The 23,845-nt window shown below is 68.3% G+C and carries 23 protein-coding genes; 13 read left to right on the top strand and 10 right to left on the bottom strand.

Annotated features, from left to right (window positions below):
* Nucleotides 1–22 precede the first annotated feature (22 nt).
* The 8 genes from QHF83_RS14715 (at nt 23) to QHF83_RS14680 (ending at nt 9,041) form a co-directional block, all read left to right on the top strand.
* Complete coding sequence (locus QHF83_RS14715) at nt 23–769, top strand: DUF5995 family protein (RefSeq protein ID WP_282418453.1); 747 nt, start codon at nt 23–25, stop codon at nt 767–769.
* Nucleotides 766–1,458, top strand: a complete 693-nt coding sequence (locus tag QHF83_RS14710) for a hypothetical protein (RefSeq protein ID WP_282418452.1) — start codon at nt 766–768, stop codon at nt 1,456–1,458. Before QHF83_RS14715 ends, QHF83_RS14710 begins: the two co-directional genes overlap by 4 nt.
* Nucleotides 1,459–1,538: 80 nt before the next feature.
* Nucleotides 1,539–1,952 (top strand): DUF302 domain-containing protein, encoded by a 414-nt coding sequence (locus QHF83_RS14705; RefSeq protein ID WP_282418451.1) that lies wholly within the window; start codon nt 1,539–1,541, stop codon nt 1,950–1,952.
* A gap of 55 nt (nt 1,953–2,007) precedes the next feature.
* Nucleotides 2,008–3,048 carry a ferritin-like domain-containing protein gene (locus QHF83_RS14700; protein ID WP_282418450.1) on the top strand — a complete coding sequence of 347 codons (1,041 nt, stop codon included), beginning with the start codon at nt 2,008–2,010 and terminating at the stop codon, nt 3,046–3,048.
* Nucleotides 3,049–3,167: 119 nt separating this feature from the next.
* Nucleotides 3,168–6,203 (top strand): peroxisomal multifunctional enzyme type 2, encoded by a 3,036-nt coding sequence (locus tag QHF83_RS14695; protein WP_282418449.1) that lies wholly within the window; start codon nt 3,168–3,170, stop codon nt 6,201–6,203.
* A gap of 27 nt (nt 6,204–6,230) precedes the next feature.
* Entirely contained in the window at nt 6,231–7,409 is a 1,179-nt protein-coding gene (locus QHF83_RS14690; protein WP_282418448.1) for a lipid-transfer protein, read from the top strand.
* A 268-nt stretch (nt 7,410–7,677) separates the two neighbouring features.
* Nucleotides 7,678–8,271 (top strand): hypothetical protein, encoded by a 594-nt coding sequence (locus tag QHF83_RS14685; RefSeq protein ID WP_282418447.1) that lies wholly within the window; start codon nt 7,678–7,680, stop codon nt 8,269–8,271.
* A 14-nt stretch (nt 8,272–8,285) separates the two neighbouring features.
* Nucleotides 8,286–9,041, top strand: a complete 756-nt coding sequence (locus QHF83_RS14680) for a class I SAM-dependent methyltransferase (protein ID WP_282418446.1) — start codon at nt 8,286–8,288, stop codon at nt 9,039–9,041.
* Between the two features lie 321 nt (nt 9,042–9,362).
* On the opposite strand, the gene QHF83_RS14675 is transcribed toward QHF83_RS14680, so the two are convergent.
* Together QHF83_RS14675 and QHF83_RS14670 are read right to left on the bottom strand one after the other, a co-directional pair.
* Nucleotides 9,363–10,658, bottom strand: a complete 1,296-nt coding sequence (locus QHF83_RS14675) for a hypothetical protein (RefSeq protein ID WP_282418445.1) — start codon at nt 10,656–10,658, stop codon at nt 9,363–9,365.
* 37 nt (nt 10,659–10,695) lie between these two features.
* On the bottom strand, nt 10,696–11,214 hold the full coding sequence (locus QHF83_RS14670; protein ID WP_282418444.1) for a hypothetical protein: 519 nt from the start codon (nt 11,212–11,214) through the stop codon (nt 10,696–10,698).
* 172 nt (nt 11,215–11,386) lie between these two features.
* Between QHF83_RS14670 and QHF83_RS14665 the strand changes: the two genes are divergently transcribed.
* A complete protein-coding gene (locus QHF83_RS14665; RefSeq protein WP_282418443.1) occupies nt 11,387–11,578 on the top strand; it encodes a hypothetical protein in 192 nt (63 codons plus the stop codon).
* A gap of 220 nt (nt 11,579–11,798) precedes the next feature.
* Nucleotides 11,799–13,019: an HNH endonuclease gene (locus QHF83_RS14660; protein WP_282418442.1), complete on the top strand. Its 1,221-nt coding sequence runs from the start codon at nt 11,799–11,801 to the stop codon at nt 13,017–13,019.
* On the opposite strand, the gene QHF83_RS14655 is transcribed toward QHF83_RS14660, so the two are convergent.
* The gene (locus tag QHF83_RS14655; protein WP_282418441.1) at nt 12,994–13,491 is read right to left on the bottom strand and encodes a DUF4262 domain-containing protein; all 498 of its coding nucleotides are present in this window, start codon (nt 13,489–13,491) and stop codon (nt 12,994–12,996) included. The genes QHF83_RS14660 and QHF83_RS14655 overlap by 26 nt on opposite strands.
* Nucleotides 13,492–13,635: 144 nt before the next feature.
* On the opposite strand from QHF83_RS14655, the gene QHF83_RS14650 reads away from it, so the two are divergent.
* Entirely contained in the window at nt 13,636–15,120 is a 1,485-nt protein-coding gene (locus QHF83_RS14650; protein ID WP_282418440.1) for a methyl-accepting chemotaxis protein, read from the top strand.
* 321 nt (nt 15,121–15,441) lie between these two features.
* On the opposite strand, the gene QHF83_RS14645 is transcribed toward QHF83_RS14650, so the two are convergent.
* The 4 genes from QHF83_RS14645 to QHF83_RS14630 are packed head-to-tail and all read right to left on the bottom strand — an operon-like array spanning nt 15,442 to nt 20,081.
* Nucleotides 15,442–17,223, bottom strand: coding sequence for a DUF3943 domain-containing protein (locus QHF83_RS14645; protein ID WP_282418439.1), 1,782 nt, complete (start codon nt 17,221–17,223; stop codon nt 15,442–15,444).
* 56 nt (nt 17,224–17,279) lie between these two features.
* Nucleotides 17,280–18,437 carry a glycosyltransferase family 1 protein gene (locus QHF83_RS14640; RefSeq protein WP_282418438.1) on the bottom strand — a complete coding sequence of 386 codons (1,158 nt, stop codon included), beginning with the start codon at nt 18,435–18,437 and terminating at the stop codon, nt 17,280–17,282.
* 5 nt (nt 18,438–18,442) lie between these two features.
* Nucleotides 18,443–19,138 (bottom strand): polysaccharide deacetylase family protein, encoded by a 696-nt coding sequence (locus QHF83_RS14635; RefSeq protein ID WP_282418437.1) that lies wholly within the window; start codon nt 19,136–19,138, stop codon nt 18,443–18,445.
* Between the two features lies 1 nt (nt 19,139).
* On the bottom strand, nt 19,140–20,081 hold the full coding sequence (locus QHF83_RS14630; RefSeq protein WP_282418436.1) for a class I SAM-dependent methyltransferase: 942 nt from the start codon (nt 20,079–20,081) through the stop codon (nt 19,140–19,142).
* Nucleotides 20,082–20,139: 58 nt separating this feature from the next.
* Between QHF83_RS14630 and QHF83_RS14625 the strand changes: the two genes are divergently transcribed.
* Nucleotides 20,140–21,225, top strand: a complete 1,086-nt coding sequence (locus QHF83_RS14625) for a M20/M25/M40 family metallo-hydrolase (protein WP_282418435.1) — start codon at nt 20,140–20,142, stop codon at nt 21,223–21,225.
* Between the two features lie 328 nt (nt 21,226–21,553).
* Here QHF83_RS14625 and QHF83_RS14620 read toward each other — a convergent pair whose 3' ends face one another.
* From QHF83_RS14620 to QHF83_RS14610, 3 genes are all read right to left on the bottom strand, one after another.
* Nucleotides 21,554–21,820, bottom strand: a complete 267-nt coding sequence (locus tag QHF83_RS14620) for a hypothetical protein (protein ID WP_282418434.1) — start codon at nt 21,818–21,820, stop codon at nt 21,554–21,556.
* Between the two features lie 167 nt (nt 21,821–21,987).
* Entirely contained in the window at nt 21,988–22,551 is a 564-nt protein-coding gene (locus QHF83_RS14615; protein ID WP_282418433.1) for a DJ-1 family glyoxalase III, read from the bottom strand.
* A 31-nt stretch (nt 22,552–22,582) separates the two neighbouring features.
* Nucleotides 22,583–22,888: an EthD family reductase gene (locus QHF83_RS14610; RefSeq protein WP_282418432.1), complete on the bottom strand. Its 306-nt coding sequence runs from the start codon at nt 22,886–22,888 to the stop codon at nt 22,583–22,585.
* 144 nt (nt 22,889–23,032) lie between these two features.
* Here QHF83_RS14610 and QHF83_RS14605 point away from each other — a divergent pair, with 144 nt between their 5' ends.
* Nucleotides 23,033–23,842, top strand: a complete 810-nt coding sequence (locus QHF83_RS14605) for a hypothetical protein (protein ID WP_282418431.1) — start codon at nt 23,033–23,035, stop codon at nt 23,840–23,842.
* Nucleotides 23,843–23,845 lie beyond the last annotated feature (3 nt).

Below are 23,845 nucleotides of genomic sequence, written 5' to 3'. Positions count from 1 at the left end.
GGCTGGGGTAACCTCGCGGCTGATGAGCAGTCACGCATCCCTCGCCGATCGAATCCTGTCGCACCCGCAGCGATCCATCCACGACGTCCTCGCCGTGATGGAGATCATCGACGGCGCCCTGCCGAGCTCCGACGGCGTGCACGCCTTCAACGAGCTCTACTTCTTCGTGACGGACAGGATCCGCGCCGAGCTCGATCGGGGGCGGTTCACCACGCCCGTGCTGCTCGAGGAGCTCGACGTGGTCTTCGCGGGCCTCTACTTCGACGCCTTCCTCGCCGAGCTCCGCGCCCCCGGCTCGTCGCCGCGCGCCTGGCAGCCGCTCTTCGAGTCCCGGAACGACCGCTCGATCGCGCGGCTCCAGCACGCCCTCTGCGGCATGAACGCCCACATCAACCACGACCTCGCCATCGCCGTGGTCGAGACGTGCTCCCGCAAAGGCATCGAGCCGCGGCGGGGGACGGGGTTTTTCGACGATTACCTCGTCATCAACGACATCCTGGAGGACGCGGAGAAGGTCGCCACGAAGAAATTCGCGACGGGGGTTTTGCGCGACGTCGAGGAGGCGCTCGGCCGGGTGGACAACCTGATGGCCGTGTGGAGCATCCGGCGGGCGCGGGACGCCGCCTGGGCCAACGCCGAGGTGCTCTGGGCGATCCGCGACAACGATCTGCTATACGAGACCTTCCGAAAGACGATCGACCGCATGGCGGGGTTCGCCGGTCGAGGGATCTTGCTGCCGAGGGGTTTCGGGGGAGAACCAGGGACGTGAACACGGAAGGCATGGGGACGCGCGGGGGCAAGGCTCGAGGGGGAAGGCGGGAAGCCGCCGAGACCACCTGGTCGCATCCGCTGAACCCCGAGGCCGGGATGACGCCGATGCCGAGCGATCCGCGCGAGGTCGAGGCGGCGCTCCGGGCCGGAAGGATTTCCCTGCGGCTCACGCCTTATTACGGGTTCCGATACGGCGAGCGAGGCGTCCGGTTCACGCGCAGCGACAGCGCGTTCCTCGCGACCTTGCCCGAGCACGACGAGGCCACGATCAAGCGGCAGGTCGAGTGGCTCGCCGGTGTCCTCTCGAACCGCGGGATGCCGAGCGTCTTGCTCGAACAACACCTCCGCGTGCTCGCTCGCGAGCTCACGCGGGCCGTGCCGGAGAAGCGTGATTTTCATCGCGCGCTCTTCGTGGCCGCAGGCGGGCTCCGCGAGCGCCGGACGACGCACATGCCGGAGAGCGCGGGCAGGCCCATCGGCGAGGCGTTTCCCGCGGCCGCCGGGCTGCCGAACACGCGGCTCGCGCGCGGGACGGGGCACCTCCTCGTCGCCGCGGTGGCCGACGAGCGGGCGGGCATACCGAACGCAGTGCCGAGCATCGAAACCTTTTTCCTCGACGGCGCCACGTTCCCGCCGCGCTTCCTCGAGGCGGCGCGACGGACGATCGAGCGGGCGCGGGGGGCTTGACGGGCGGCCGGTCCTCGATTCGGCCCTCCGTCCCCTTTCGATTGCCGACGCGGGGCGCCACGTTCCGGGGGGAGGGGACCATGGCCCGAACGAATCTCCGCGCTGCACTCGACCTCCCGTACGACGAGGCGCTGGCGAAGATCCCCCAGCTCCTGAAGGACGTCGGCTTCGGCGTCCTCACGCGCATCGACATCGACGAGACGCTGCGCGCCCGGCTCGGCGTGCCTTTCCGGCGGTATACGATCCTCGGAGCCTGCAACCCCGTGCTCGCGCACCGGGCGCTGTCGGCCGATCCGGACGTCGGCATCCTCCTGCCTTGTAATCTCGCCGTGTACGAGAACGACGACGGCCGGACGATCGTGGTCATCAGCGACCTGCTCGAGTCGCTCGCCGACGCCGAGGAGGCGGCGCTGCGCGAGGTCGCGGCCGAGGCGCGGACGAGGCTCCAGCACTTGCTTTATTGCCTCTCGACGGTGACCCGCCGCGCCGCTTGACGTGCGCTCTTTTCGGCCGGTACCTTCGTTGCCGAGCCGAAAGGAGCTTCTCTTCATGACGAACAGGACCTGGACCGCGGACGCTCTTCGGGATCACCTCCAGAAAGCCGTTTATCTGGAGCTCTGGACCATTCCGATCTACCTCACGGCCGCCTATTCCTTGCAGGTGCCGGGCACTTCCGCGGCGAATCCGCCGAAGCTCACGCCCGTGCGCAGCCCCAAGAACCCCAACCGGAGCCGTGAGCAGCTCGCGTTCAACAACATCTATTCGGTCGTCGTGCAGGAGATGCTGCACCTCGAGATCGCCGCGAACCTCTACAATGCCCTCTTCGCCGGGAAGGGGTATTCGCCGAAGCTCACGGGGGCGTGGGCGCCGCGATACGATCGGGGGTTCCCGCCCTGGATCGGGGCCAAGGTGCCGGTGCAGCTCGGGCCGGTGAACGACGCGCAGCTCCTCTTGATGACCACGATCGAGACCCCGGAGCCGAAATCGGACGGCCCCGCCAACGGACCCGAGGAGGTCTACGACTCCATCGGCCAGTTCTACAAGGCCATCGATCAGGGCGTGGATCAGCTCTGGAGCAGCCTCTACGATCCGAACGCCGATCACCGGCAAAAGAGCGAGTTCGCCGATCCGCAATACCCGGGCGACGATTACACGGGCTTCTCCGCGACGATCGGCGGCGACAGCCAGACGGCGCGGGCCCAGGCGGACAAGGCGATCAAGGCGATCGTCGACCAGGGCGAGGGGAGCGTCGGCCCCTTCATCGAGCCCGACCTGCGGCCCGAGGACGGCTCCGACATCCAGGACCGCTTCAGCCATTTCGGCCGCTTCCGCATGGTGCAGGTGATGCTCAGGCTCGGCGGCGCGCTGAAGACGTACCCGACGAGCGGGAGCGACGGGCTCGCCGCCGCGCAGAAGGCGCTGAACGAGACCTACACGGCCCTCTTGTATTCGCTGGAGAAGGGCTTCGCCGGCGACGCCGACCTCGACCTCGGCCCGATGTGGGACCTGCCCGGCAAGATCGTCTCCGTCTGGGCCGCCGGGGGCGTCCCCGCGTTCCAGCCCCTCGACGGCTCCGACGCCGCGCGCTGACCACGCGCCCGAGCCCTGACAAAAGGCCTCGGCACGTTCTCACCCACACGATCTATTGACGGCGCTCACAAAGTCGGATACTTCGTACGCGAAACTTTCTCGCGCGAGGGATCCAGCTCATGGCGAACGAGCTTCGTTTCGATGGAAGAGTGGCGATCGTCACCGGTGCGGGCAACGGACTCGGGCGTGCACACGCGCTCCTGCTCGCGAGCCGCGGGGCCAAGGTCGTGGTCAACGATCTCGGCGGCGGCCGGCATGGAGGGGGCACGAGCTCCGAGGCGGCGGACAAGGTCGTCGCCGAGATCAAGGCGGCCGGCGGCGAGGCCGTCGCGAACTACGATTCGGTCGAGCAGGGCGGCAAGATCGTGCAGAGCGCGCTCGACGCGTTCGGCCGCATCGACATCGTGGTCAACAACGCCGGCATCCTGCGGGACGTCACGTTCCACAAGATGACCGAGGAGGACTGGGAGCTCATCTACCGCGTGCACGTGCTCGGCAGCTTCCGCGTCACGCACGCGGCGTGGCCGCACATGCGCGACCAGGGCTACGGCCGCATCATCTTCACGTCCTCGGCGGCCGGCATTTACGGCAACTTCGGACAGGCGAACTACTCGATGGCCAAGCTCGGCCTCGTCGGCCTCTCGAGCACGCTCGCGCTCGAGGGCAAGAAGAAGAACGTCCTCGTCAACACGATCGCGCCGCTCGCGGGCTCGCGCTTGACGGAGACGGTGCTGCCGAAGGAGCTCATCGACGCGCTCCGGCCCGAGTACGTGAGCCCGCTCGTGGCGTACCTGTGTCACGAGAGCTCGACGGAGACCGGCGGGCTCTTCGAGGTCGGCGGCGGCTTCTTCGCGAAGCTCCGCTGGGAGCGCGCCGAGGGCAAGACGGTGCGGCTCGGACGCGACATCAAGATTGAAGACGTCCAGAAGGGCTGGGGCGCGATCGCGGGCTTCGACAAGACCACGCATCCGGCCGAGATCAACCAGTCGATGGGCCCGGTCATGGCGAACGTGCAGGCCGGCCCCGCCAAGGGCGGCAACGACCTCATCGACGTCGATCAGGCGCTCGGTTACGAGTATCCGGCGATTCATTCGAGCTACGACGAGCGGGATCTCTCGATTTACGCGCTCGGCGTCGGCGCGGCGGAGAACCCGCTCGACGACAAGGAGCTGCGCTACGTCTACGAGATGCACGGGCAGGGCTTCGTCCCGCTGCCCACGTACGGCGTGGTGCCGGCGCTCAAGGCGCTCATGGATCTCGCCAAGCAGGGCAAGACCGCGCCGGGCATGAATTACGGGCTCGATCGGCTCCTGCACGGCGAGCAGTACCTCGAGCTTTCGCGCCCGCTGCCGCCGCATGCGAAGCTCACGCACAAGGCCAAGATCAAGGAGATCTGGGACAAGGGCAAGAACGCGCTGATCGTCACGGAGATCCGGACGACGGACGAGTCGGGCGAGGAGCTCATTCGCAACGAGAGCACGGCCGTCATCCGCGGCGCGGGCGGCTGGGGCGGCGAGCGTGGGCCGTCGTCGGACATCAACGTGCCGCCGGAGCGCGCGGCCGACGCCACGATCGAGCAGAAGATCCCCGACAACCAGGCGCTTTTGTATCGCCTCTCCGGCGACTGGAACCCGCTCCACGCCGACCCGAGCTTCGCCAGCGCGTTCGGCTTCACCAAGCCGATCCTGCACGGGCTCTGCACGTTCGGTTATGCCGCGCGGCACGTGATCCACACGTTCGCGGGCGGGGACGCGCGCAAGTTCAAGAGCATCAAGGTGCGCTTCGCGGACAGCGTGTTCCCGGGCGAGACCGTGGTGACCGAGATGTGGAAGGAGAACGACGAGCGCATCGTGTTCCGCTGCAAGGTCAAGGAGCGCGACAAGGTCGTCATCTCGAACGCGGCGATCACGCTCTGGAAGGAGATCCCGCAGCCGAAGGCGAAGCCCGCGGCGGCGGCTTCGGCGGCGGCGCCCGCGAAGGCGGCCGACGATCCGGCCGGCGACGTGTTCATCGGAATCCGCGATTACGTCGAGAAAAACCCGGCGGTCGTCGAGAAGGTCAAGACCATCTTCCAGTTCGAGCTCAAGGGCCCGGACGCGACCTGGACCATCGATCTGAAGAATGGCAAGGGCGCGGTCTTCCAGGGCGCGGGCGCGGACAAGGCCGACACGGTGCTGGAGATCGCCTCGTCGGATTGGCTCGCGATGGCCACGGGCCAGGCCGATCCGCAGAAGCTCTACTTCGAGGGCAAGCTCAAGATCTCGGGCAACGTCATGGCCTCGCAGAAGCTCGGCTTCATGAAGAAGATCGATCCCGAGCAGGCCAAGGCCGCCATCGCCGCGCACAAGGCCAAGGCCGGCGGCGCGGCGGCCCCTGCCGCGGCGGCGCCCGCGAAGTCGGCCGAGGATCCGGCCGGCGACGTGTTCATCGGGATTCGCGATTACGTCGAGAAAAACCCGGCGGTCGTCGAGAAGGTCAAGACCATCTTCCAGTTCGAGCTCAAGGGCCCGGACGCGACCTGGACCATCGATCTGAAGAACGGCAAGGGCGCGGTCTTCCAGGGCGCGGGCGCGGACAAGGCCGACACGGTGCTGGAAATCGCCTCGTCGGATTGGCTCGCGATGGCCACGGGCCAGGCCGATCCGCAGAAGCTCTACTTCGAGGGCAAGCTCAAGATCTCGGGCAACGTCATGGCCTCGCAGAAGCTCGGCTTCATGAAGAAGATCGATCCCGAGCAGGCCAAGGCCGCCATCGCCGCGCACAAGGCCAAGGCCGCGAGCGGCGAGGTGAAGGCCGCGGCGGCGCCGCAAGCGGCGGCGGCGCCGAAGGGACCGGGCGCGGCGGCGGTGTTCGACGCGCTCAAGGAGCGGGTCGCGAAGACGCCGGGGCTCGCGAAGGAGGTCGACGCGCTCATCGAGTTCCGCCTGACGGAAGGCGACTGGCACGTCGATTTCACGGGCGGCAAGACGACGGTGGCGACGGGTCGGGCGACGAATCCGTCGGCGGTGCTCACGATCTCGACGGAGGATCTCGTCGCGCTCGTGTCGGGCAAGGAGCAGGACGCGCGGCTCTTCCAGACGGGCCGCCTGCGGGTCGACGGCGACGTGCGGATCGCCTCGAACCGCCTGCACTTCTTGAAGGGGCTCTTGGGTTAATCGCAGCGTTCGCAGAAGGAGGCTCAAATGGGCAGGCGAGTCAACGTCATCGGCGTCGGAATGGTGAAGTTCCAGAAGCCCGGCGCCAGCGAAGAATACAACGTGATGGCCGCGAAGGCGGCGCGCACGGCCCTCGCGGACGCGGGCGTCGATTACAAGGACGTCGAGCAGGCGTACGCGGGGTACGTCTTCGGCGATAGCACCTGCGGGCAGCGGGCGGTCTACGAGGTCGGCCTGACGGGCATCCCCGTCATCAACGTGAACAACAACTGCTCGACGGGCTCGACGGCGCTTTACCTCGGCCGTCAGGCCATCGAAGGCGGCCTCGCCGAGTGCGTGCTCGTGGTCGGGTTCGAGCAGATGGAGAAGGGCGCGCTCGGCTCGAAGTGGGGCGATCGGACGAGCCCGATGGACAAGCACGCGGACGTGATGAACCGCGTGCAGGGCTTCAACCAGGCGCCGCCGACGGCGCAGATGTTCGGCGGCGCGGGGCGCGAGTACCGCTGGAAGTACGGCGCGAAGCGCGAGACGTTCGGCAAGGTCGCGGAGAAGGCGCGCAAGCACGCGAGCAAGAACCCCTACGCGCTCTTCAACGAGGTCCTTTCCCTCGAGCAGATCATGGCCTCGCCCGAGGTCTTCGACCCGCTCACGCGCTTCCAGTGCTGCCCGCCCACGTGCGGCGCGGCGGCGGCGATCCTCTGCTCGGACGATTTCGCCCGCAAGAAGGGGATCTCGAACGCGATCTACATCGCGGCGCAGTCGATGACCACGGATTACGCGTCGAGCTTCGGCGACAGCATGATCAAGATGATCGGCTACGACATGGCGAAGGCGGCCGCGGACCAGGTCTACGCGAAATCGGGTCTCGGGCCCGAGGACGTGCAGGTGGTGGAGCTGCATGACTGCTTCACGGCGAACGAGGTCGTGACGTACGAGGCGCTCGGGCTCTGCAAGGAGGGCGAGGCCGAGAAGTTCATCGAGGAAGGGAACAACACGTACGGCGGCAAGTACGTGACGAACCCGTCGGGCGGCCTGCTCTCGAAGGGCCATCCGCTCGGAGCGACCGGCCTCGCGCAATGCACCGAGCTCGTCTGGCAGCTCCGCGGCACGGCCGAGGCGCGCCAGGTCGAGGGGGCGAAGGTCGCCCTTCAGCACAACCTCGGCCTCGGCGGGGCCTGCGTCGTGACGATGTACCGCAAGGACTGACGCCGAATCACGCTGGACGAACGAAGGCCGCGCTCGGAAGGGCGCGGCCTTCGTCGTTTCGAAGGCCGTTGTGGCGCGGCGACGACACCCGGACACGAGCGCCCCTGTAGAGAAATGGCGACACCACGACAGACGCGCCGTGGCGTGACCGCGACACCCAAGGAAGGACCCCCCGCGTGCATGGAGGGGCCGAGACACGCCTCGGGGCGTTCGTGCGGCTTTCCTCGCTCGGCATCCGTCTTGCTCGGTCGTCGCGGCGGAGGCGCACATGCCCACGATGCGTTTCGCCGCCGTCGTCATCGCGCTCTCGATGACGACGAATGCTGCGGCGGCAGGAGAGCCCATGGCCGACGTGTCTTCGAATGCCGATCCCCGGACGGAATCGTCGCGGCCGGGCTCCTATCAGATCCATGGATTCGCCGAGTATCGTTACGGCCTCCGGTACGCGAAGAGCTTCGCGCACGGTATCGAATACTCCCATCGGGCGCAGGCGCACGTGAGGCTCGGGGCGGCGCTGAGCCTCCCGTTCCGGGCGTCGTCGGTAGACTATTGCTACGCGGAGGACCCGCCCGATTGCGCATTCAACTACATCGCCCCCATCGCGTTCGTCGAGGCGCACGCCCGGCCCGACGCCCCCTTCGACCCGTGGGTCCGCGCGGCGGTGGGGCTCGCGTTCATGTACTCGCGATGGGAGTTTTACGAAATCGACGGGCTCGAGATCGAAGGTCTGGTCTCCGGCTCCCTGGGCTTCGACATCCACGCGGGACCGGTCGTCGTGGGCGCCTACGGGACGGCGTATTGGTTCACCGGGGAACATGTCCCGGTGTTCGGACCGGGCATGCGGCTGGGTGGTCAATTCTAGAAAGGACGTGCAAGATGAGTGAGAACCCGAAAAACCCCATGGTATCGATGATGGAGACGCTCGCCCACTGGCATTTCCGCCGCATCGAGGAGTGCTCGACGCTGCTGCAATGGCTGGATGCGCGGCCCGGGGAGCGGGTGCTCGACATCGGCTGCGGCGACGGGTATTACGACGCGCGTATCGCGGCGCGAGGCGCGCACGTGGTCGGCGTGGATATCCACGAAAAACGCCTCGCCAAGGCGCAACGCAAGCACCGGAGCGAGCGGACGGACTATCATTACATGGACGCCGAGGAGCTCGGCTTCTCGCCCAGCTCGTTCGACAAGGTGATCTCGTTCTGCGTCATCGAGCATTTCCGGAACGAGGACCGCGTGCTCGAGCACGTCCACCGCGTGCTCCGTCCGGGCGGGAGGTTGTTTCTCTCGGCCGACAGCCTGTCGAACCCCGAGGTGACGGACGCGGAGCGCGAGGCGCATCGTCACAGGTACGCGGTGAACAACTTTTACACGGTGGACCACCTGCGCGAAAAACTCGAGCGAGCCGGGCTCGCGCTCGAGCGATACCATTACATCCTCACGACGCCAATCACGCTCGCGCTGGCGCGGCTCTCGTGGAAGCTCGACGATCTGCCGCCCTTCCTCGCGCCGCTGCACGGAATCGGTTATGCCGCGCTGGGGACGGTAGGCAAGGTCATCTCGGATTTCGCCGAGGATCACGCACGGCGGCCAGACAGCGGGCTCACGCTGCTGGCCGAGGCGCGCAGGATCTGAGGGCGTAGCGCCGGGGTTTCACCCCGGACCCCGACCAGGGGTTGTCCACCCCTGGACCCGGACCAGCGCAAGCGCTGGACCCGGGGTCGATGAACTGCGCGATGCGCAGTTCATCGAACAGGCCGATTCAAGACCAAGGGCGACCTTGCCAACCTAGACCGCCGTGACTGGCAACGTTGTCCCTGGTCTTGCCACCGGCCTGTGGGAAGAACTGCGCATCGCGCAGTTCTTCCCCAAATGGTCCAGCGCTTGCGCTGGTCCGGGTCGAGGGGCGGATAGCCCCCGCGGGGCCCGGGGCAGCGCCCCGGCGCGACGGGCTCATTACATCAGCCGATCGAGCACCGCGGCGAACCGGTCGGCCGCGGTCTCCGAGGAGAACTCGGCTGGCGCCGGGACGGGCGTGGGCAGGGCGCGCGTCGTTCGGAATCGATCGAAATGCGATGAGAGAACCGCTGCGAGTGCGTCGACGTCGCCTGGGCGAATGCGCGCGTTGTCCGGCCGGTGCGCGAGCAGTTCGTCGACCTCGCCGTTGTCCGTGATTGCGACCATCGGCATCCCCGAGGCGATGTAATCGTACGTCTTCGCCGCGATCCGCAAGACGACGCGCGGCTCGAACATCGAGAGCAGCACGTGCGCGCGGCGCATCTCGCCGAGCAGCGCGCGTTGCGGGATCGGAGGGGCGAACTCGACGAACGCCGAGAGACCCAGCGAGGCGATCTCGGCGCGCTCGTACTCCGTGGCCCGGCCGATCTGCCGCAGGACGAGATCCGCGGGCGTGAGGTTTTCCCGATCGATCAGGCGACGCAGCGCTCGGCCGATATCGTCCACCCGCGTATCGTTCCGCAAGGTCCCGGTGTGCAGAATCGTGAACCGCGCGGGCGGCTCGGGCGACGCGGGGGCGGGGTCGTAGAGGGACGCGTCGAAATGGTTGCGGACGAAGGACGATTTGCCGACGAGGAACGGGTAACGCTCCTGGTACGCAGCGAGGGCGCCGCGCGTGTTCAGGACGACGTGGTCGGCGCGCGAGACAATGCGGTGCTCGAGGGCCGCGATCACGTGATGACGGCCCCGCTCGGCCGCGTCGCGCGGCGGCGCGGCGCCCGACTCGTGCAGGCCCCAGGGGTCGCGAAAATCCAGAACGAGCGGCAGACCGAGGCGATGGGCGGCGTGGGCGGCCACGGGCAGGCAGGAGAACGGACCGGCGCTGACGATGACGGCTTGCGCGCCCTCCCGACGACCGAGCTCGACGGCCTCGCGGGCGGCGTGCGGGCCGTGGAGCAAACAACGGTCGCCGAGATCGCGGAAAGGTTTGAGGCCCTCGATGGGACGGGCGGGACCTCTCGTCGCCGGCTTGGACCCGCGGAGGCGCTTTTCGAGGGCGGTGAGGCCGTCACGCGCCGCGAGGATCCGGCGGTCGAGGTAGGCGTCGTGGGTCACGACCTCGGGCGGCAGGACGCGTAACAGCTCGGGATCGCGGGCGTCTTCGGGGAAGGTCGCGCAGAGGACGGCGGGCCGGAAGCCTCGCGGGACGAGCTTCCGGGCGAGCTTGATCCAGCGGTATGCGCCGACGGCGGCCTGGGGAGCGAAGTAGGGGGCGACGAGGAGGAAGGTACGCACGGGCGGGGGGGTCGACACGGAGTTGCGGGAGGCGCGTTCAGCCCGCGTCCCCGTCCGTGCCCGAGGACCTGGCGGCTGCGACCCTGGCAGCGGCCTCCTCGTTCTTGCGGCGGGTCGCGGCGGCCTTGACGCCGACCTGCGCAACGTACTTCAAAAGTTTTTCGAATGCCGCCTCGACGGTAGGATCCTTGCGGGCCGCCGTGCGCTTGACGGCCTCGGCGAGCTGGGAGAACTCGGCTTCGCGTTGATCCTCGTGGTAGGCGACGCTCTCTTCGAGGACCTCGACCAGCTTGCGGGCGTCTTTGAGCAGCGCGTTGAGCACCTGGATGTTCGCCGTGGAGGTGGTGACACGCGAGAGGATGTCGATCGAGACCCCGAGCGTCGCCGCGTACTTGGTGAGTGCCGTGGGCAGCTCGCCGAGGACGTCATCGAGGCCCTCCTGCGCGCGCTTGAGCATCCGCCCGGCCCCGGGGGCGAGGTCGTACAGGAAGCTTTTTACCGGGGTGGCATCGATGAGAAGTACCCCCGTGAAGAGTGATGCGGGAACGTGCGCCATGATTCCTCCTGACTTGTGTCCTTGGCCAAATGAGTACGTCGGCACCGTATGCCGAACATGTAGGCAGGGTCAAGTTGAAGGCGAGATGACGACCGGCGGGTGATGGGCGACGTCTGGGCGGAGGTGGGTGACGTCCGGGCGGAGGTGGGCGACGTGCTGGCGGAGGTGGGCGATGTCACGCCGGAGGTCGAGGGACCTCGGGCTGGAGTTGTGTGAGCTCCTGGCGGAGATGGGGGAGCTTCGGCCGGAGCCGCGGCATGTCCTATCGGTGGTGATCGGCATCCTGGCAGGGGTGACGGACCGCCGGTCGGCGTTGTGTGAGCTCCTCCGGGAGGTGATGGGCGTCCTGTCGGTGGTCGAGTGACCTCCGATAGGAGGTGACGGACCTCCGATCGGAGGTCGAGGGACCTCCGGCCGGAGGTCGTCGACCGTCGATCTATGACAGGGTATGTCCCACCCGCCCGCGGGGCCCCTTGCGCAGGTCCTGCGTCGCCGTGCACAAGGATCGTCAGGAACAACGCAGGCCCGCGCACAGCGCCGTGGGGGTGGCTCGCCGTGGCCTGCGGTAACGGAAGGGTCCTTCCATGGCCTGGCTTCCATCGATCCGTCCGATGGGCGGAAAGCTCTCGGCATTTCTCGCTTTCGCAGGGGCACTGGTCGTGCTCTCGCTGCTCTCCGGCTGCGCACAGCAGCCGCCGCCGCGGCGTCCAGAGATCCACGTCTGCGCGCGCCCGCCGACGATCCCGCAGAGCGTCGCGACCTGGTCCATTTCGGGCTCCGGGACGCTCCTGTGGACGCAGCGGGAGCTCGCAATGGGGAGGGCCCATGACAGCCCTCTGTATATCTTCGATGTCGATGCGCCCGCGAGCAGCGTCAAGTTATTGCCCATTCCCTACAACCACCTGAAATGCCCCCGGAGGCTCTTGCCGCCGCCCCGGCCCCCGGCGGCGAAGAAGACCGTGGTGGCGCGGAAGGCGGAGGCCCTCAAGAAGGAGGCCCAGAAGTCGACCGTGGCGGTGAAGGCGCGGCCGCAGCCGATCCAGAGAGCGCCCGCGCCAAAGGAGGCGCATCGGACACGGACGCGGGTCGTCGTGCGACAAACGCGGACGGCGGAGGCTCCGACGACGGTCTCTCGGGTGGCGCGCCGCGAGGCGAGGTGTCCGAATGATCCGGGGCAGGTCCGGCGGACGCGGAGCACGGGGGAGGCGTGTCGCGCGGCGGAGAAGTCGACGTCGGTCCCGCCGCGGCCGGCGGTGCGTGTGGCGCGCGGCGGGGGTGGCGAGGGGACGGAGGAGCCGGCGCCGATCGAGCCGCCACGTCCTGCCGATGGGCAGATCCAGGATTGGAATGTGCGTGAGCCGGAGGTGACGGGGCTACCGGCGGAGCGCGCGAAGGAGTGTCTTGCCAACCTGTGTCATGCGCGGCACCCTGGCTTCGTTCCGAAGGGGAAGGAGGGGAGCGGGAAGGCGGCGGGGCCGCGGGAGGGGCAGGCGTGGTCGCAAGGCGTGCAAGATCCACCGCGGGGCTCCGCAGGAGGATCCCATGCAGGAAAGCCGTTTACGCGGCGGCAGAAGGCCGAAACCCTGGCTGGGAATGCAGCAGTCAATGGCGGCCAGACGCGATGCACCACCTGCGGACAGCCGACGGTGCCTGCCCAGCAGAGTCAGAAAGGTGTCACGCCACCCCGGAACGAATCACAGACGGATCACATCATCCCGAAAGCAAAGGGCGGAAACACCTCGCCCGAGAATAGACAAGTGCTCTGCCGAGGCTGCAATCTCAAGAAGGGGGATCGGTACCCATGAGCCCCAGGATGGGCTGGGTGGAATCATCGAGCACGCAATCCGGATCCCATGGGAAGCGGCCCGCGCGATCGGGCCAGACGACCTGAAGCACCGGGAACTCCACCCCGCGGTAGAACCAGATCGCATAGCCCAGGTGCGCGCGGTACTCCTCCGTTCTCATCGCGACGAATCGAACATCATGATTCTCCAGCACATCGGGATCGCGCATCCCGTGGCCAAACCGTTGTCCGGCCCTGATGCGGCTGCCGAGGTCATTGATGATGGATTCGGCAGTGGAGCAAGGCAAACCCACGACGATGAGCTCAGCGTTTCCGAACGTGTGGAATAGCCCGATGGAATAGGACCAACCCGGACCTGTCGACTCCTCTCCTTCCCGCGTTCCGACATGAATGATGTGCCACCCATGCGTCTGCACGTCGTGCAAGAGGCGGCGGTCGCCTTCGTCCTCAGGCGGAGGTAACGGGTTGCGCATGTTTTCCGAGACGGGACATACCATAGGCGCCTGGCGGTCGCATCTCCTCGGACGCGGAGGCGGAGGCGGGGGCGGAGTGGATTTTTCCGATACACCCTGGCTCTCTGCGCGTCCTTACGGTACTGGTACCCTGGGGTGACCACGATGCAAGGCTTCCTCAGAGGTAGGATCGGCCGCCTGCTCGGTATTCTCCTTCTCCTCACCGCAGTCGTCGGCGGCGTCGGATCTTGGTACGTCCGCAGTGTATCCAATGAGCTTTCGGCGCTCGCCTCCCAGAATCTACAGGCATCCGTCCACCTCTCCGGCGCCGAGCGTAGCTTGTGGGAGATGCGCTTCACGCTTCCCAATTACGTGCTCGAGGACATAGCCACGCGCGAAGAAATCACCGCGGCGAGCGCCAAGCAGGTCGCGCAGTTCGAGGAGCACCTCACGGCCTACACAGCGCTGGAGCTCTCGGGCGAGGAACGAAGCCACCTCGACGCATTGCATCGCGCATTCTCCGCTCTCATCCGCGCGCGACCTCGCTATTTCGAGCTCGTCGACGCGGGCAAGCTCGATGAGGCCAAGGCCTACCGCGCGCAAGAAACGAACCCACACGCGGCGCAAGCAGTCCTCACGCTCTCGAAGCTCATCGAGGCCCAGCAAGCGCTGGCCCAGGAGCGGGACGCGCGCGCCCGTACAGCCGCAACGACGGCGATCTGGAGCATGATCACCCTCGTCCTCACCGCGCTCGGCATGGGCATCCTCCTGAGCCGCGCGCTCACGCGGGAAATCGCCGATGTGCTACGCAGCCTGCAACGCTCGTCGAGCGATCTGGAGGCGACCGCCGCGACGCTTCTAACGGGCGCGCGTGAGCTTTCCACCGCAGCCACCGAGGTCAGCGCCACACTTCAAGCGCTGCTCACGGCGTCCAGGCAAATCTCCGAATCGTCCCGGGGAGTGGCCGCCATCGCGAAGGAGACCGGCGCGAGCGCACGCGGCGGCGACGAGGTGGTCAAACGCGCCCAAGAGGGCCTCGCAATCATGCGCGCGAGGGTCGACGAAATCGTCAACCGCATGGGCCATCTCGGCCAGAGCTCGGCGCAAATCGGCGGGATCGTCGACATCATCAACGAGCTGAGCGAACAGACCAACATCCTCTCGATCAACGCCGCCATCGAGGCCGTGAACGCAGGCGAGGTGGGGCTGCGCTTCGGTACGGTCGCCCAGGAGATCCGCGGGCTGGCAAGCCGCGTGGGCAGCTCGGCCCGCGGCATTCGGGAATTGACGGAAGCCGTTCGCGACGCAGCCGCCAAGACGACAAAAGCAACCGACGAGGGCACGAAGGCCGTCGCCACGATCGTTCACGAGTTCGGCCATGTCCTCGCGTCATTCGAACGCATCAACGGCCAAGTCAGCGCCACGACGACAGCGACGCGCGAAATCGAGACGAGCACGAAGCACCAGACAACCGCCGTGGCGCAAGTCAATGCCTCCATGACGGAGCTCACGCGGGCCGCAAAGGACACCGAAAGGAGCTCACAGGAGATGTCGCAGACCTGCGCAGACCTGCGCGAAGTCGCGCGCCGCCTCGCCGAATTGACCGGCGCAACGCAAGATGCGCCGACACGGCTGGCAGCGCAGCCTTGAGGCCGCCGCGCCGGGGCGCTGCCCCGGGCCCCGCGGGGGCTATCCGCCCCTCGACCCGGACCAGCGCAAGCGCTGGACTCGGGGCGGAAGAACTGCGCGATGCGCAGTTCTTCCGACGGGCCCGTGGCAAGACCAGGGACAGCGTTGCCGGTCACGGCGGTCTTGGTTGGCAAGGTCGCCCTTGGTCTTGCCTCGGCCTGTTCGATGAACTGCGCGATGCGCAGTTCATCGACCCCGGGTCCAGCGCTTGCGCTGGTCCGGGTCCAGGGGTGGACAACCCCTGGTCGGGGTCCGGGGTGAAACCCCGGCGCGACGCTTCCCTCAGAACCGAAAGGCGATTCCCGCGCGGAACTTCGTGCTCTCGTGTGACGCGCGGAACGAGCCCATCCGACCCCGCCGATCGAGGTGCTCGACCTCGACCCACGCGAGCCTTTGCTTGTCGCTCGGCAGTGTATACGACAGCCAGACGCGCTCGCTCGAGCGTTGATCCCGCAGGTGCACGTCGTTCGCGACACGCTCCTGGTACCGATCGAGCCCCTCGATCGATTCGAAGAAATCGTACGTGAGCTGGGCGCCTAGCTCGAAGCGCCGGTACGAGAGCGCGAGCGTCGGGCGAACGGTCGCGCCGAGTGCGAAGTAGTAGCGTTTGTCCGCGACCACGGTCTTCAGACCCTCGTCGCCGCGCGTACGGATGTACGCGGATGCGGCCATCGAATGTACGGCTCCGAAATCGCCGTAGGCGTCCACGCTGGCGCGGGCGCGGGCTTTTCCGTGGTGGAGCGTGAGGTCGACCGTGGCGCCGAGCGCGTTGGCGACGCCGAGTTTGTCCTCCTCCATGCCCTCCTGACGGTGCTTCGCGTAGTTGAAGGCGGTCGAGGGGCCGGCGAAGATCGCGTATCCGCGCCGGCCGCCGTGACCGTCGGGCACGATCTTCTGATCGTAGACGCCGCCGAGCAAAACCCGCGTGATGAAATCGAGCTGCTCGACGCCTTGATCGTCCACGGATCCGACGAGGCGGATGCTCGTGACGGCGCCGGGATCGAGGCTCTTCGTGAGCTCGCCGGGATGATCGTACTCGGGAACGTCGATGATCTCCGTGCTCACGCCGATCCGGCGCTGTGAGAGGCGCAGGCCGTCCTTGCCGGTCTCCGCGCTCACGCCGACGAACACGTCGAAGCGGTGCCAGGCGTCGGCGGGTAAGCCGAGATCGTCGAGGGTCTTGGCGCGGGCGACGTACCCGTGGTCGAGGCGCCGGTGGAGGTAGCGGAACGGCGAAAAGACGAGGGCGAGGACGTTGTTCGCCGTGTTGTCCTCACCGCGCTCGAAGAAGAGGCCGAGCTGGTGGAGCGACTCGCCGAGGGCGAAGCCGCCTTGTGGCGTGAGGACGATATCGTTCAGGCTGACTTTTTCGCGGTACTCGCCGAGGTACTCCCACACGAGCGAGCCCCCGAACGAGAACAGGAACGACTCGCCCGCGCCGAGCCCGGCCCCGCGCGCGGCCAGATACGTCATCGTGCCGGCGGCCGGGTGCGAGTAGGTGTTCGTCTCGAACTTGTTCGTGTCGAACCGAACGGCTTCGAGGGTCCAGACTTTTTTGTAGAAGCTCGGCGCCGACCACGAGAGCTCCCAGTCGACGCTGTTGTCGCTCATGTGGGCCCAGTAGTCGGTGAAGCCGTAGCCGAGCAGGCCGACGATCGTGGCGCCGGCCGCCAGGCGATACCGGAAGCGAGGCTCGCGGAGCACGCGCCACGGGTGCGGATCGAGGTCCCAGGAAAAACCCACGCCCGCGAGCACGAGCGGCGGCGCGTTCCCCGGGCCCGAAAACACCCGCGCGCCGATCGGAGCGTCCGGCGAGAGCCAGAGGCGCAGCGGCGGAGGGCCGAGCGCGGGCGTCGCGTCGACCCGCACGGCGTTCGCGAAGGGGTCGAGCACGGGATCCGGGATCGGATCGAGCGGGACCGGCGGCGGAAGCTCGGGGTCGGCCGCCCGCGCGATCGGCGCGAGCAGTCCGGCCGCGGAGACGAGCGCGAGCGCAAAGGCGCGGCGAATGCGCCTCGTGCCCGCCCGTCTGCTCTCGTGCCGCGCTCGCGCGTCGGTCGCCAAAACGCCTCGCGCAGGAGGCAAGCAAGAGGCGCGCGCCGGTCAGCGGAGCCCGCTCGTCAGGGGATCCAGGGGGCGATCTCGCGGTAGGCGTCGAGCGTGCGTTTGGCGGTGTCTTCCCAGCGGAAGCGAGCCGCGCGCGCGAGGCCGCGGGCACGGAGATCCTGCCGGAGGGCCTCGTCCTTGGCGACGGCGCGGAGCGCGTCTCCGAGCGCTTCGAGGTCGCGCGGATCGCGGACGAGCGCGGCGTCGCCGGCGACCTCGGGCACGGAGGTGAGGCTCGAACACACGACGGGGCAGCCGCACGCCATGGCTTCGAGCACGGGCAAACCGAAGCCCTCGTAGAGCGACGGGAAGATCAGCGCCTCGGCACGGGCGTAGAGGCCAACGAGGGCCGCGAGGTCGACGCGGCTCTGGACGTGCACGCGCGAGAGGAGGCCTGTCTCGCGCAGGGCGGACTCGAGCTCCTTCGGGAAGGTGCGCTCGCGCTGGATGATGACGAGGTGCAGATCGTCGGCGGTGGTGAAGGCGCGGGCGAACGCGAGGACCGCGGCGGCGTGGTTCTTGTTGGGGTAGCCGCCGCCGAGGACGAGGAAAAACCGGCGGCCCGCGGGGACGAGTTTTTCCGTGCGCGCGAGCGCTTCCGACGGCGCGAGCGGCGCGAAGACGGGATCGACGCCGAGGGGCGTGACCCGGACGCGCGGCGCGGTGGAAGGGTCGATGCGGATGGTGTCGTCGGCGCTGTGCTGGCTCACGGCGAGGATGAGGCCGGCGCGGCGGATCGAGGAGCGGATCGTGGTGGACCAGTACGGCGCGAGGATCCTACGGAGAAAGGGGTTCGGGAAGACGAGCTCGGGACACGCGATCTGCATGATGTCGTGCATCGTGAGCACGCTCTTCGCAGGCGCGCCGAGCGGCAGGACGCGGTAGGGCGCGTGGAAGAGGTCGTCCGGTCCGAGGCGCTTTCGGAGCCACGCGCCGAGGCGGAGCAGCGAGTCCGGGTGGTTCGGGTCGCCGGAGACGAGCCACTCGGTGACGTTGGGGGCGCGCGAGAGCGGCCCACGCGCGTCGGGGTGGCGGAGCAGGACGAACGGGACGTCGGGCGCGAGCGCGGGGAGATGATCCACGAGCGCGGCAACGACGGTCGCGACGCCGCCGGGCGCGCCGCGCAGGACGCGGGCGTCGAGGACGATGCGGGGAGGCGCCTTTCGAGTCATGCGATTCATCCAGCCGAGAGCAGCTCGCCGACGGTGACGGCGCGGAGCCCGCGGGCTTCGAGGGCGTCGAGGATGCGCGGCAAAGCGCGGACGGTGGGCTCGCGGGAGCCCGCGTACACGGAGCCGGGCGCGCAGCCGTCGTGGAGCAGGAGGATCGCGCCGGGTTCGAGCGCGTCCTCGATGTTGCGGACGATGGCGTCCGCGCCCGATCGTTCGTCGAAGCCGCCGCCGGACCAGTGGACGCAGACCATGCCGAAGCGGCGCTCGACGTCGCGCGGGGCGATGCGGCCAGGGTTTCCCCAAGGAAAACGGTAGTGGCGCGGGCGCGCGTGGACCGCGCGATCGAAGAGGTCGAGGGCCTTCTCCGTGTCGACACGGAACGCCTCGGGATCGTTCACGGCCGAACGATCGTGGGCATACGAGTGGCAGCCGATCTCCTGCTCGGCGTGGACGCGGCGGGCGAGGTCGGGCGAGCGCTCGACGGAGGTGCCGAGGAGGAAAAACGTGGCGCGGGCGCCGCGCGAGGCGAGGATGTCGAGGATCGCCGGGGTGTGCTCGGGGCTCGGGCCGTCGTCGAACGTGAGCGCGACCTCGGGCCGCGCGGGGCCATGCATGACGAGGCCGCTCATGACGGCGCGGGCGGCGCGGACGCCGCGCCGCAAGGCGCGCAAGGGGCGGTGCGAGAACGAGAAGGGGCGCACGTCAGCGAGCCCGGGCGACGACGACGAGCGTGGCGCGGCGTCCCTCCTTGGGAACGACGGCGCCGAGGTCGTAGGTGATGTACCCGTCCACGAGGACCTCGAGGCTCTGGAGGAGCCGACGGGGCGGGACGTGGTTCGGCACGACGAACGGTTCGGCCTTTTCTTTCCTGGCAGCCGCGGGTTTGCCGTTCGTCCGGAGGAACGACTGGAGGCGAAGCAGGGCCGCGCGGGGGGCGGGCTCGTGGAGGAGCAGGGCGTAACGGGCGACGTCGAGGATGTCGAAGCCGGTGCGATCGGCGAGCAAGCGGAGCTGTTTCTCGCCGAAGTGGTAGAGGTGATCGGGCAGATCGAGCTCGTTCGTGCCAGCCCAGCGCTCGCCCGAGAGCTCGGCGACGTTGCCGGTCTGGAAGACCATGATGCCGCCCGGCCGGAGGAGTCCGTGCATCTGGCGGAAGGCGTCGAGCGGGTAGGCGAGGTGCGAGAGGACGTTGCGGTGGTAGACGACGTCGAAGCTCCGCGGCGAGAGCTCGACCGAGGCGAGCGTGCCCTCGCGGGCGTCGACGCCGAGGACCTCGGTCGCGTACCGGACGAACGGTCCGGTGATGTCGATGCCGGTGGGCGAGAAGCCGCGGAGGCTCGCCTCGCGGAGGAAGTAGCCGGCGGCGGAGCCGATCTCGAGGAGGCGTCCTTGGGAGACGTGGCGGCCGATGAGGTCGAGGGCGCGGCGGGCCTCGTAGACGGCGCGCTCGACGTTGCGGATCTGGAGGCCGAGGTCGACCTTCGTCTCCTGGCCCTCGTAGAGGCGCTTCATCTCGCCTTCGGTGGGCCGCGGGGTGACGAAGACGAGGCCGCAGTCGTTACACGCGACGGCCTCGTGGCCGTTCTCGGCGTGGTACGGGCGCGTCCCTCGGTCACCGCAGAAGATGCAGGAAACGGCCTCCATGCGGGCCGCGACGTATCAGCAACGGGCAAGCGCGTCAAAGGAGAGGTAGGATGCGCGCATGGATCCCGCCGCCCTGCTCGCCGAGCTCATCCGACACCGCACCGACAACCCCGGGGGCGACGAGCCGTCGATCTGCCGCATGCTCTCGCGCGCGCTCGCCGAGCTCGGCGCGGATGAGGTCAGCGTCGTGGAGGTGCCACGCGCCGAAGGGACGGGCGCATACGTGGCCGCGCGCTGGGGCGAGCCTCGCACGATCATCAACGCGCACGTCGATACGGTGCCCGCGAACAGCGGGTGGACCGTGGATCCATGGGAAGGCGTGGTCACCGCAGATCGGGTGATCGGGCTCGGCGCGGCGGACACGAAGGGCGCGATCGCCGCGACGCTCGTCGCGCTCGAAGGAAAGAAGCCGCGCAACGTGGGCGTGGTGTTCTCCGGCGACGAGGAGAGGACGGGCACGTGCATCCGGCATTTCCTGGCGAGCCCGTGGGCCCAGGTCGTCAAGCGCGCCGTGGTCTGCGAGCCGACGGGACGCACGGTGGGCGTGCGGCATCGCGGCTGCGTGGCGCTGTCAGCCGAGGTGATGGGCCGCGGCGGGCACTCGTCGGGCGCCGATCACATGCCGAAGCCGATCGTCACGATGGCGCGGCTCGCGGTGGGGCTCGACGAGATCGGCCGGCGCTGGCTCGAGCGCGGGCCCGCCGACATGAAGGGGCTTTGCCTGAACGTCGCGGCGATCGAGGGCGGCGTCGCGTTCAACGTGGTGCCGAACCGGGCCGCGCTCTCGTTCTCGGTTCGCCCGCCGCCCGGGTTCGACGCAGCTGCCTTCGAGGCCGAGGTCGAGGCGAGCGCGCGCGCAGCAGGCGAGGGGATCGTGACGCGGACGGAGCTCTCGATGTCGCCGTTCGAGACGCGCGACGTCGAGCCGTTCCGCGCGCTGCTCGGCTCGCTGCCGCGCGCCGAAGCGACGCTGCCGTTCTGGACCGAGGCCGCGCTCTTCTCCGTCGCAGGCATCGACGCGGTGGTGATCGGCCCCGGCGACATCGCGCAGGCGCATGCCCCGGACGAATTCGTGTTGAAGAGCGATCTCGATTGGGCCGTCGAGGTATTCAGCCAGGTGATCGCGCGGGCCTCCGCAGCGTAGCGCCGGGGTTTCACCCCGGACCCCGACCAGGGGTTGTCCACCCCTGGACCCGGACCAGCGCAAGCGCTGGACCCGGGGTCGATGAACTGCGCGATGCGCAGTTCATCGAACAGGCCGAATCAAGACCAGTCACGATCCTGCCGAACAAGACAGCCGCGCTACCCTTTCGATCGGCAACGCTGCTGCCTGGTCTTCCAACGGGCCCGTTGGAAGAACTGCGCGGAGCGCAGTTCTTCCATCACGAGTCCAGCGCTTGCGCTGGTTCGGGTCGAGGGGCGAACAGCCCCCGCGGGGTCCGGGGCAGCGCCCCGGCGCGGCGTGCCCCCTCTCAGCCGCCTTGCCGAACATCGACGCGGCGTACGCGCGCGCCTTGCTTGATGCGGATTCCGCTCTCGGGGACGGGCTCCTCGACGTCCTCGTCGCGGCTGCGCGCGTCCGCCGCAGGGGAAACCCCGGCTCCTCGGCGCGAGCGCCGCAGGCTCGTCGCTTCCTCGGGCGTCTCCCCACCTGCGCGACCCGCGAGCCATAACATCCCCGCGATACCCGCGAGGACCACGGTGCCGAGGACAACGAATTCGCCTTGCGGGAAGCCCATGGAAACACTCCTCCCGTCGCGCGGGGAGAGCACACGCGCGTCAAGAATAGGACTCCGCCCAACCCGATCAGGGGTGATCAGGGGCATTGTGCGGGGAATGTCCACTCTACGGGATTCCGCCGCTCTTCGCTACACATTTCTTGACGATTCGATCGCGTCACGATGCGTCACGAAATGAGCATCATCGGCGCGCGGATTTCGTCGCGGGTGGTAACTCCGCAGAGCATCTCGACGAGGGTGAGGGCAAACGAGAAGGTCGTCCCCGGGCCCTGGCTCGTCACGAGAGACCCGTCGATCACCACGGGCTCGCTCTCGTGTTTGCCATGCCGCGCGACGACCTCGCGCACGGAGGGGTGGCACGTCATGCGGCGCCCCGCGAAGACGCCGTGCGCCGCGAGCGCGATCGGCGCCGCACAGATGGCCGCGACCAGGCGATCCGCTCCGGCCTGCGCGCGGAGGAGCGCGCCCACGGCGGCCGAAGCAGCGAGCCGATCGGCGCCGCCCTTGCCGCCCGGCAAAACCACGACGTCGAACGAGCCCGTCACCTCGGCGAGGGCCACGTCGGGCACGATACGGACGCCGCGGCTGCAACGAACGGGCGACGCACCGTCGACGCCGGAAAGGACGACCTCGACCGAGGCGCGGCGGAGGACGTCGACGCTGATGGTGGTTTCCATTTCCTCGGCCCCTTCGGCGAGGAGGACGAGGGCGCGCGGAGGTTTGGTGGTCATGGCGTGAGAATGGGGTCGCGAGGCGCCCGCGTCAGCGGATCCGGCTGATCTGCACGGTGGGTTTCAGGTCCGTGTAATTGGGCAGGTCGGCGTTGATCTCGCGGCCGTGCTGGGCCATGCCGCGCTGAAAATCCTCGATGGCGTCGAACGTCATGCTCGCCATGACGACGAACGGAGGAGCCGCCCCATTGCGAGGCAGGCCCTCGGCGACCTCGGCGCTCTTCAAGCCGAACGGCCCGAGCAAGGACTTCACCAGCGGCATGTGCTTTTGCACGTAGTAGTCGAGGTCGAAGCGCTTGCCCTCTTCGTGGGGGTACAGGATCGTGATGCGGTACATACGGCGGCCTCCTCGGGTGGTCGCTGTCCATACCACGGACGAGGACGGCGCGCGGCTGTCGCGACGCGTTGACATGAGTCCGGCCGGCCGGATACGTTCGGGACTTCCCTGTGAGCGCACTCTCAGTGGAAGGAGCGAAATAGAATGAATCTTCATCTGCGACGAATTTCGATGATGGCCCCGGTGCTCGTGATGCTCGCGTGCTTTGGGGGTTGCAGCGACGACGGCACCGGTGGCGACGGCGGCAACGGCGGCACCGCTGGCAGCGGCGGCAGCGGCGCGTCCGGCGGGACCGGCGGCACGGGCGGCACCGGCGGCATGGGTACCGGCGGCACCGGCGGTACCGGCGGCACCGGCGGCACCGGCGGCACCGGCGGCACCGGCGGCACCGGCGGGGAGGGCGGCACCATGGCGCTCTGCAACGACGGCAAGGTCGTCGACGATCCCGACGATACCAAGCGTTGCGCCAACGTGACCAACGTCAAGGAGCCGATCCTGGCTCCGGCCAGCGTGGTGTGGGCCGACAAGGAGGTCGCCGTCTCGAGCGAATATTCCCCCGCGGGGGGGTATTCGGCGGAGCAGGCTCTCGGCGCGCCGAATGTCTATCCCGATGCCGGCGACGAGTCCAAGGCTTGGGCCACGGAGACCGAAGACGCCGACGGCGAGTTCTTGACCGTCGGATTCAACACGCCCGTGACGGGCGAAGCGGTCTGGATCTACGAGACGTACAACCCGGGCGCCGTGAAGAAAGTCACGATCACCACCACCGAAGGCGACAAGGTCATTTACGACAATCCGGCGCCCAAGTCGATTGGAGCCTGCGCGCACATCCTCTCGGTGCCGACCCTGACGTGCGCAAAGATCTCCGCCGTGCGTATCGACCTCGACTCCAAGGCCGTGCTCGGCTTCAACGAGATCGACGCCGTCGGCATCCAGCCGCCTTCCATGCCCTGACCA

The sequence above is a fragment of the Polyangium sp. 15x6 genome (genome assembly GCF_029960785.1).
GTDB lineage: Bacteria > Myxococcota_A > Polyangia > Polyangiales > Polyangiaceae > Polyangium.
This window is presented reverse-complemented; position numbering and strand designations above follow the sequence as displayed.

Coding starts and splice junctions, on each gene's coding strand:
- QHF83_RS14715 (WP_282418453.1), top strand. CDS start 23: ATGAGCAGTCACGCATCCCTCGCCGATCGAATCCTGTCGCACCCGCAG.
- QHF83_RS14705 (WP_282418451.1), top strand. CDS start 1,539: ATGGCCCGAACGAATCTCCGCGCTGCACTCGACCTCCCGTACGACGAG.
- QHF83_RS14700 (WP_282418450.1), top strand. CDS start 2,008: ATGACGAACAGGACCTGGACCGCGGACGCTCTTCGGGATCACCTCCAG.
- QHF83_RS14695 (WP_282418449.1), top strand. CDS start 3,168: ATGGCGAACGAGCTTCGTTTCGATGGAAGAGTGGCGATCGTCACCGGT.
- QHF83_RS14690 (WP_282418448.1), top strand. CDS start 6,231: ATGGGCAGGCGAGTCAACGTCATCGGCGTCGGAATGGTGAAGTTCCAG.
- QHF83_RS14685 (WP_282418447.1), top strand. CDS start 7,678: ATGCCCACGATGCGTTTCGCCGCCGTCGTCATCGCGCTCTCGATGACG.
- QHF83_RS14680 (WP_282418446.1), top strand. CDS start 8,286: ATGAGTGAGAACCCGAAAAACCCCATGGTATCGATGATGGAGACGCTC.
- QHF83_RS14670 (WP_282418444.1), bottom strand. CDS start 11,214: ATGGCGCACGTTCCCGCATCACTCTTCACGGGGGTACTTCTCATCGAT.
- QHF83_RS14665 (WP_282418443.1), top strand. CDS start 11,387: ATGTCACGCCGGAGGTCGAGGGACCTCGGGCTGGAGTTGTGTGAGCTC.
- QHF83_RS14660 (WP_282418442.1), top strand. CDS start 11,799: ATGGCCTGGCTTCCATCGATCCGTCCGATGGGCGGAAAGCTCTCGGCA.
- QHF83_RS14655 (WP_282418441.1), bottom strand. CDS start 13,491: ATGCGCAACCCGTTACCTCCGCCTGAGGACGAAGGCGACCGCCGCCTC.
- QHF83_RS14650 (WP_282418440.1), top strand. CDS start 13,636: ATGCAAGGCTTCCTCAGAGGTAGGATCGGCCGCCTGCTCGGTATTCTC.
- QHF83_RS14640 (WP_282418438.1), bottom strand. CDS start 18,437: ATGACTCGAAAGGCGCCTCCCCGCATCGTCCTCGACGCCCGCGTCCTG.
- QHF83_RS14630 (WP_282418436.1), bottom strand. CDS start 20,081: ATGGAGGCCGTTTCCTGCATCTTCTGCGGTGACCGAGGGACGCGCCCG.
- QHF83_RS14625 (WP_282418435.1), top strand. CDS start 20,140: ATGGATCCCGCCGCCCTGCTCGCCGAGCTCATCCGACACCGCACCGAC.
- QHF83_RS14620 (WP_282418434.1), bottom strand. CDS start 21,820: ATGGGCTTCCCGCAAGGCGAATTCGTTGTCCTCGGCACCGTGGTCCTC.
- QHF83_RS14615 (WP_282418433.1), bottom strand. CDS start 22,551: ATGACCACCAAACCTCCGCGCGCCCTCGTCCTCCTCGCCGAAGGGGCC.
- QHF83_RS14610 (WP_282418432.1), bottom strand. CDS start 22,888: ATGTACCGCATCACGATCCTGTACCCCCACGAAGAGGGCAAGCGCTTC.
- QHF83_RS14605 (WP_282418431.1), top strand. CDS start 23,033: ATGAATCTTCATCTGCGACGAATTTCGATGATGGCCCCGGTGCTCGTG.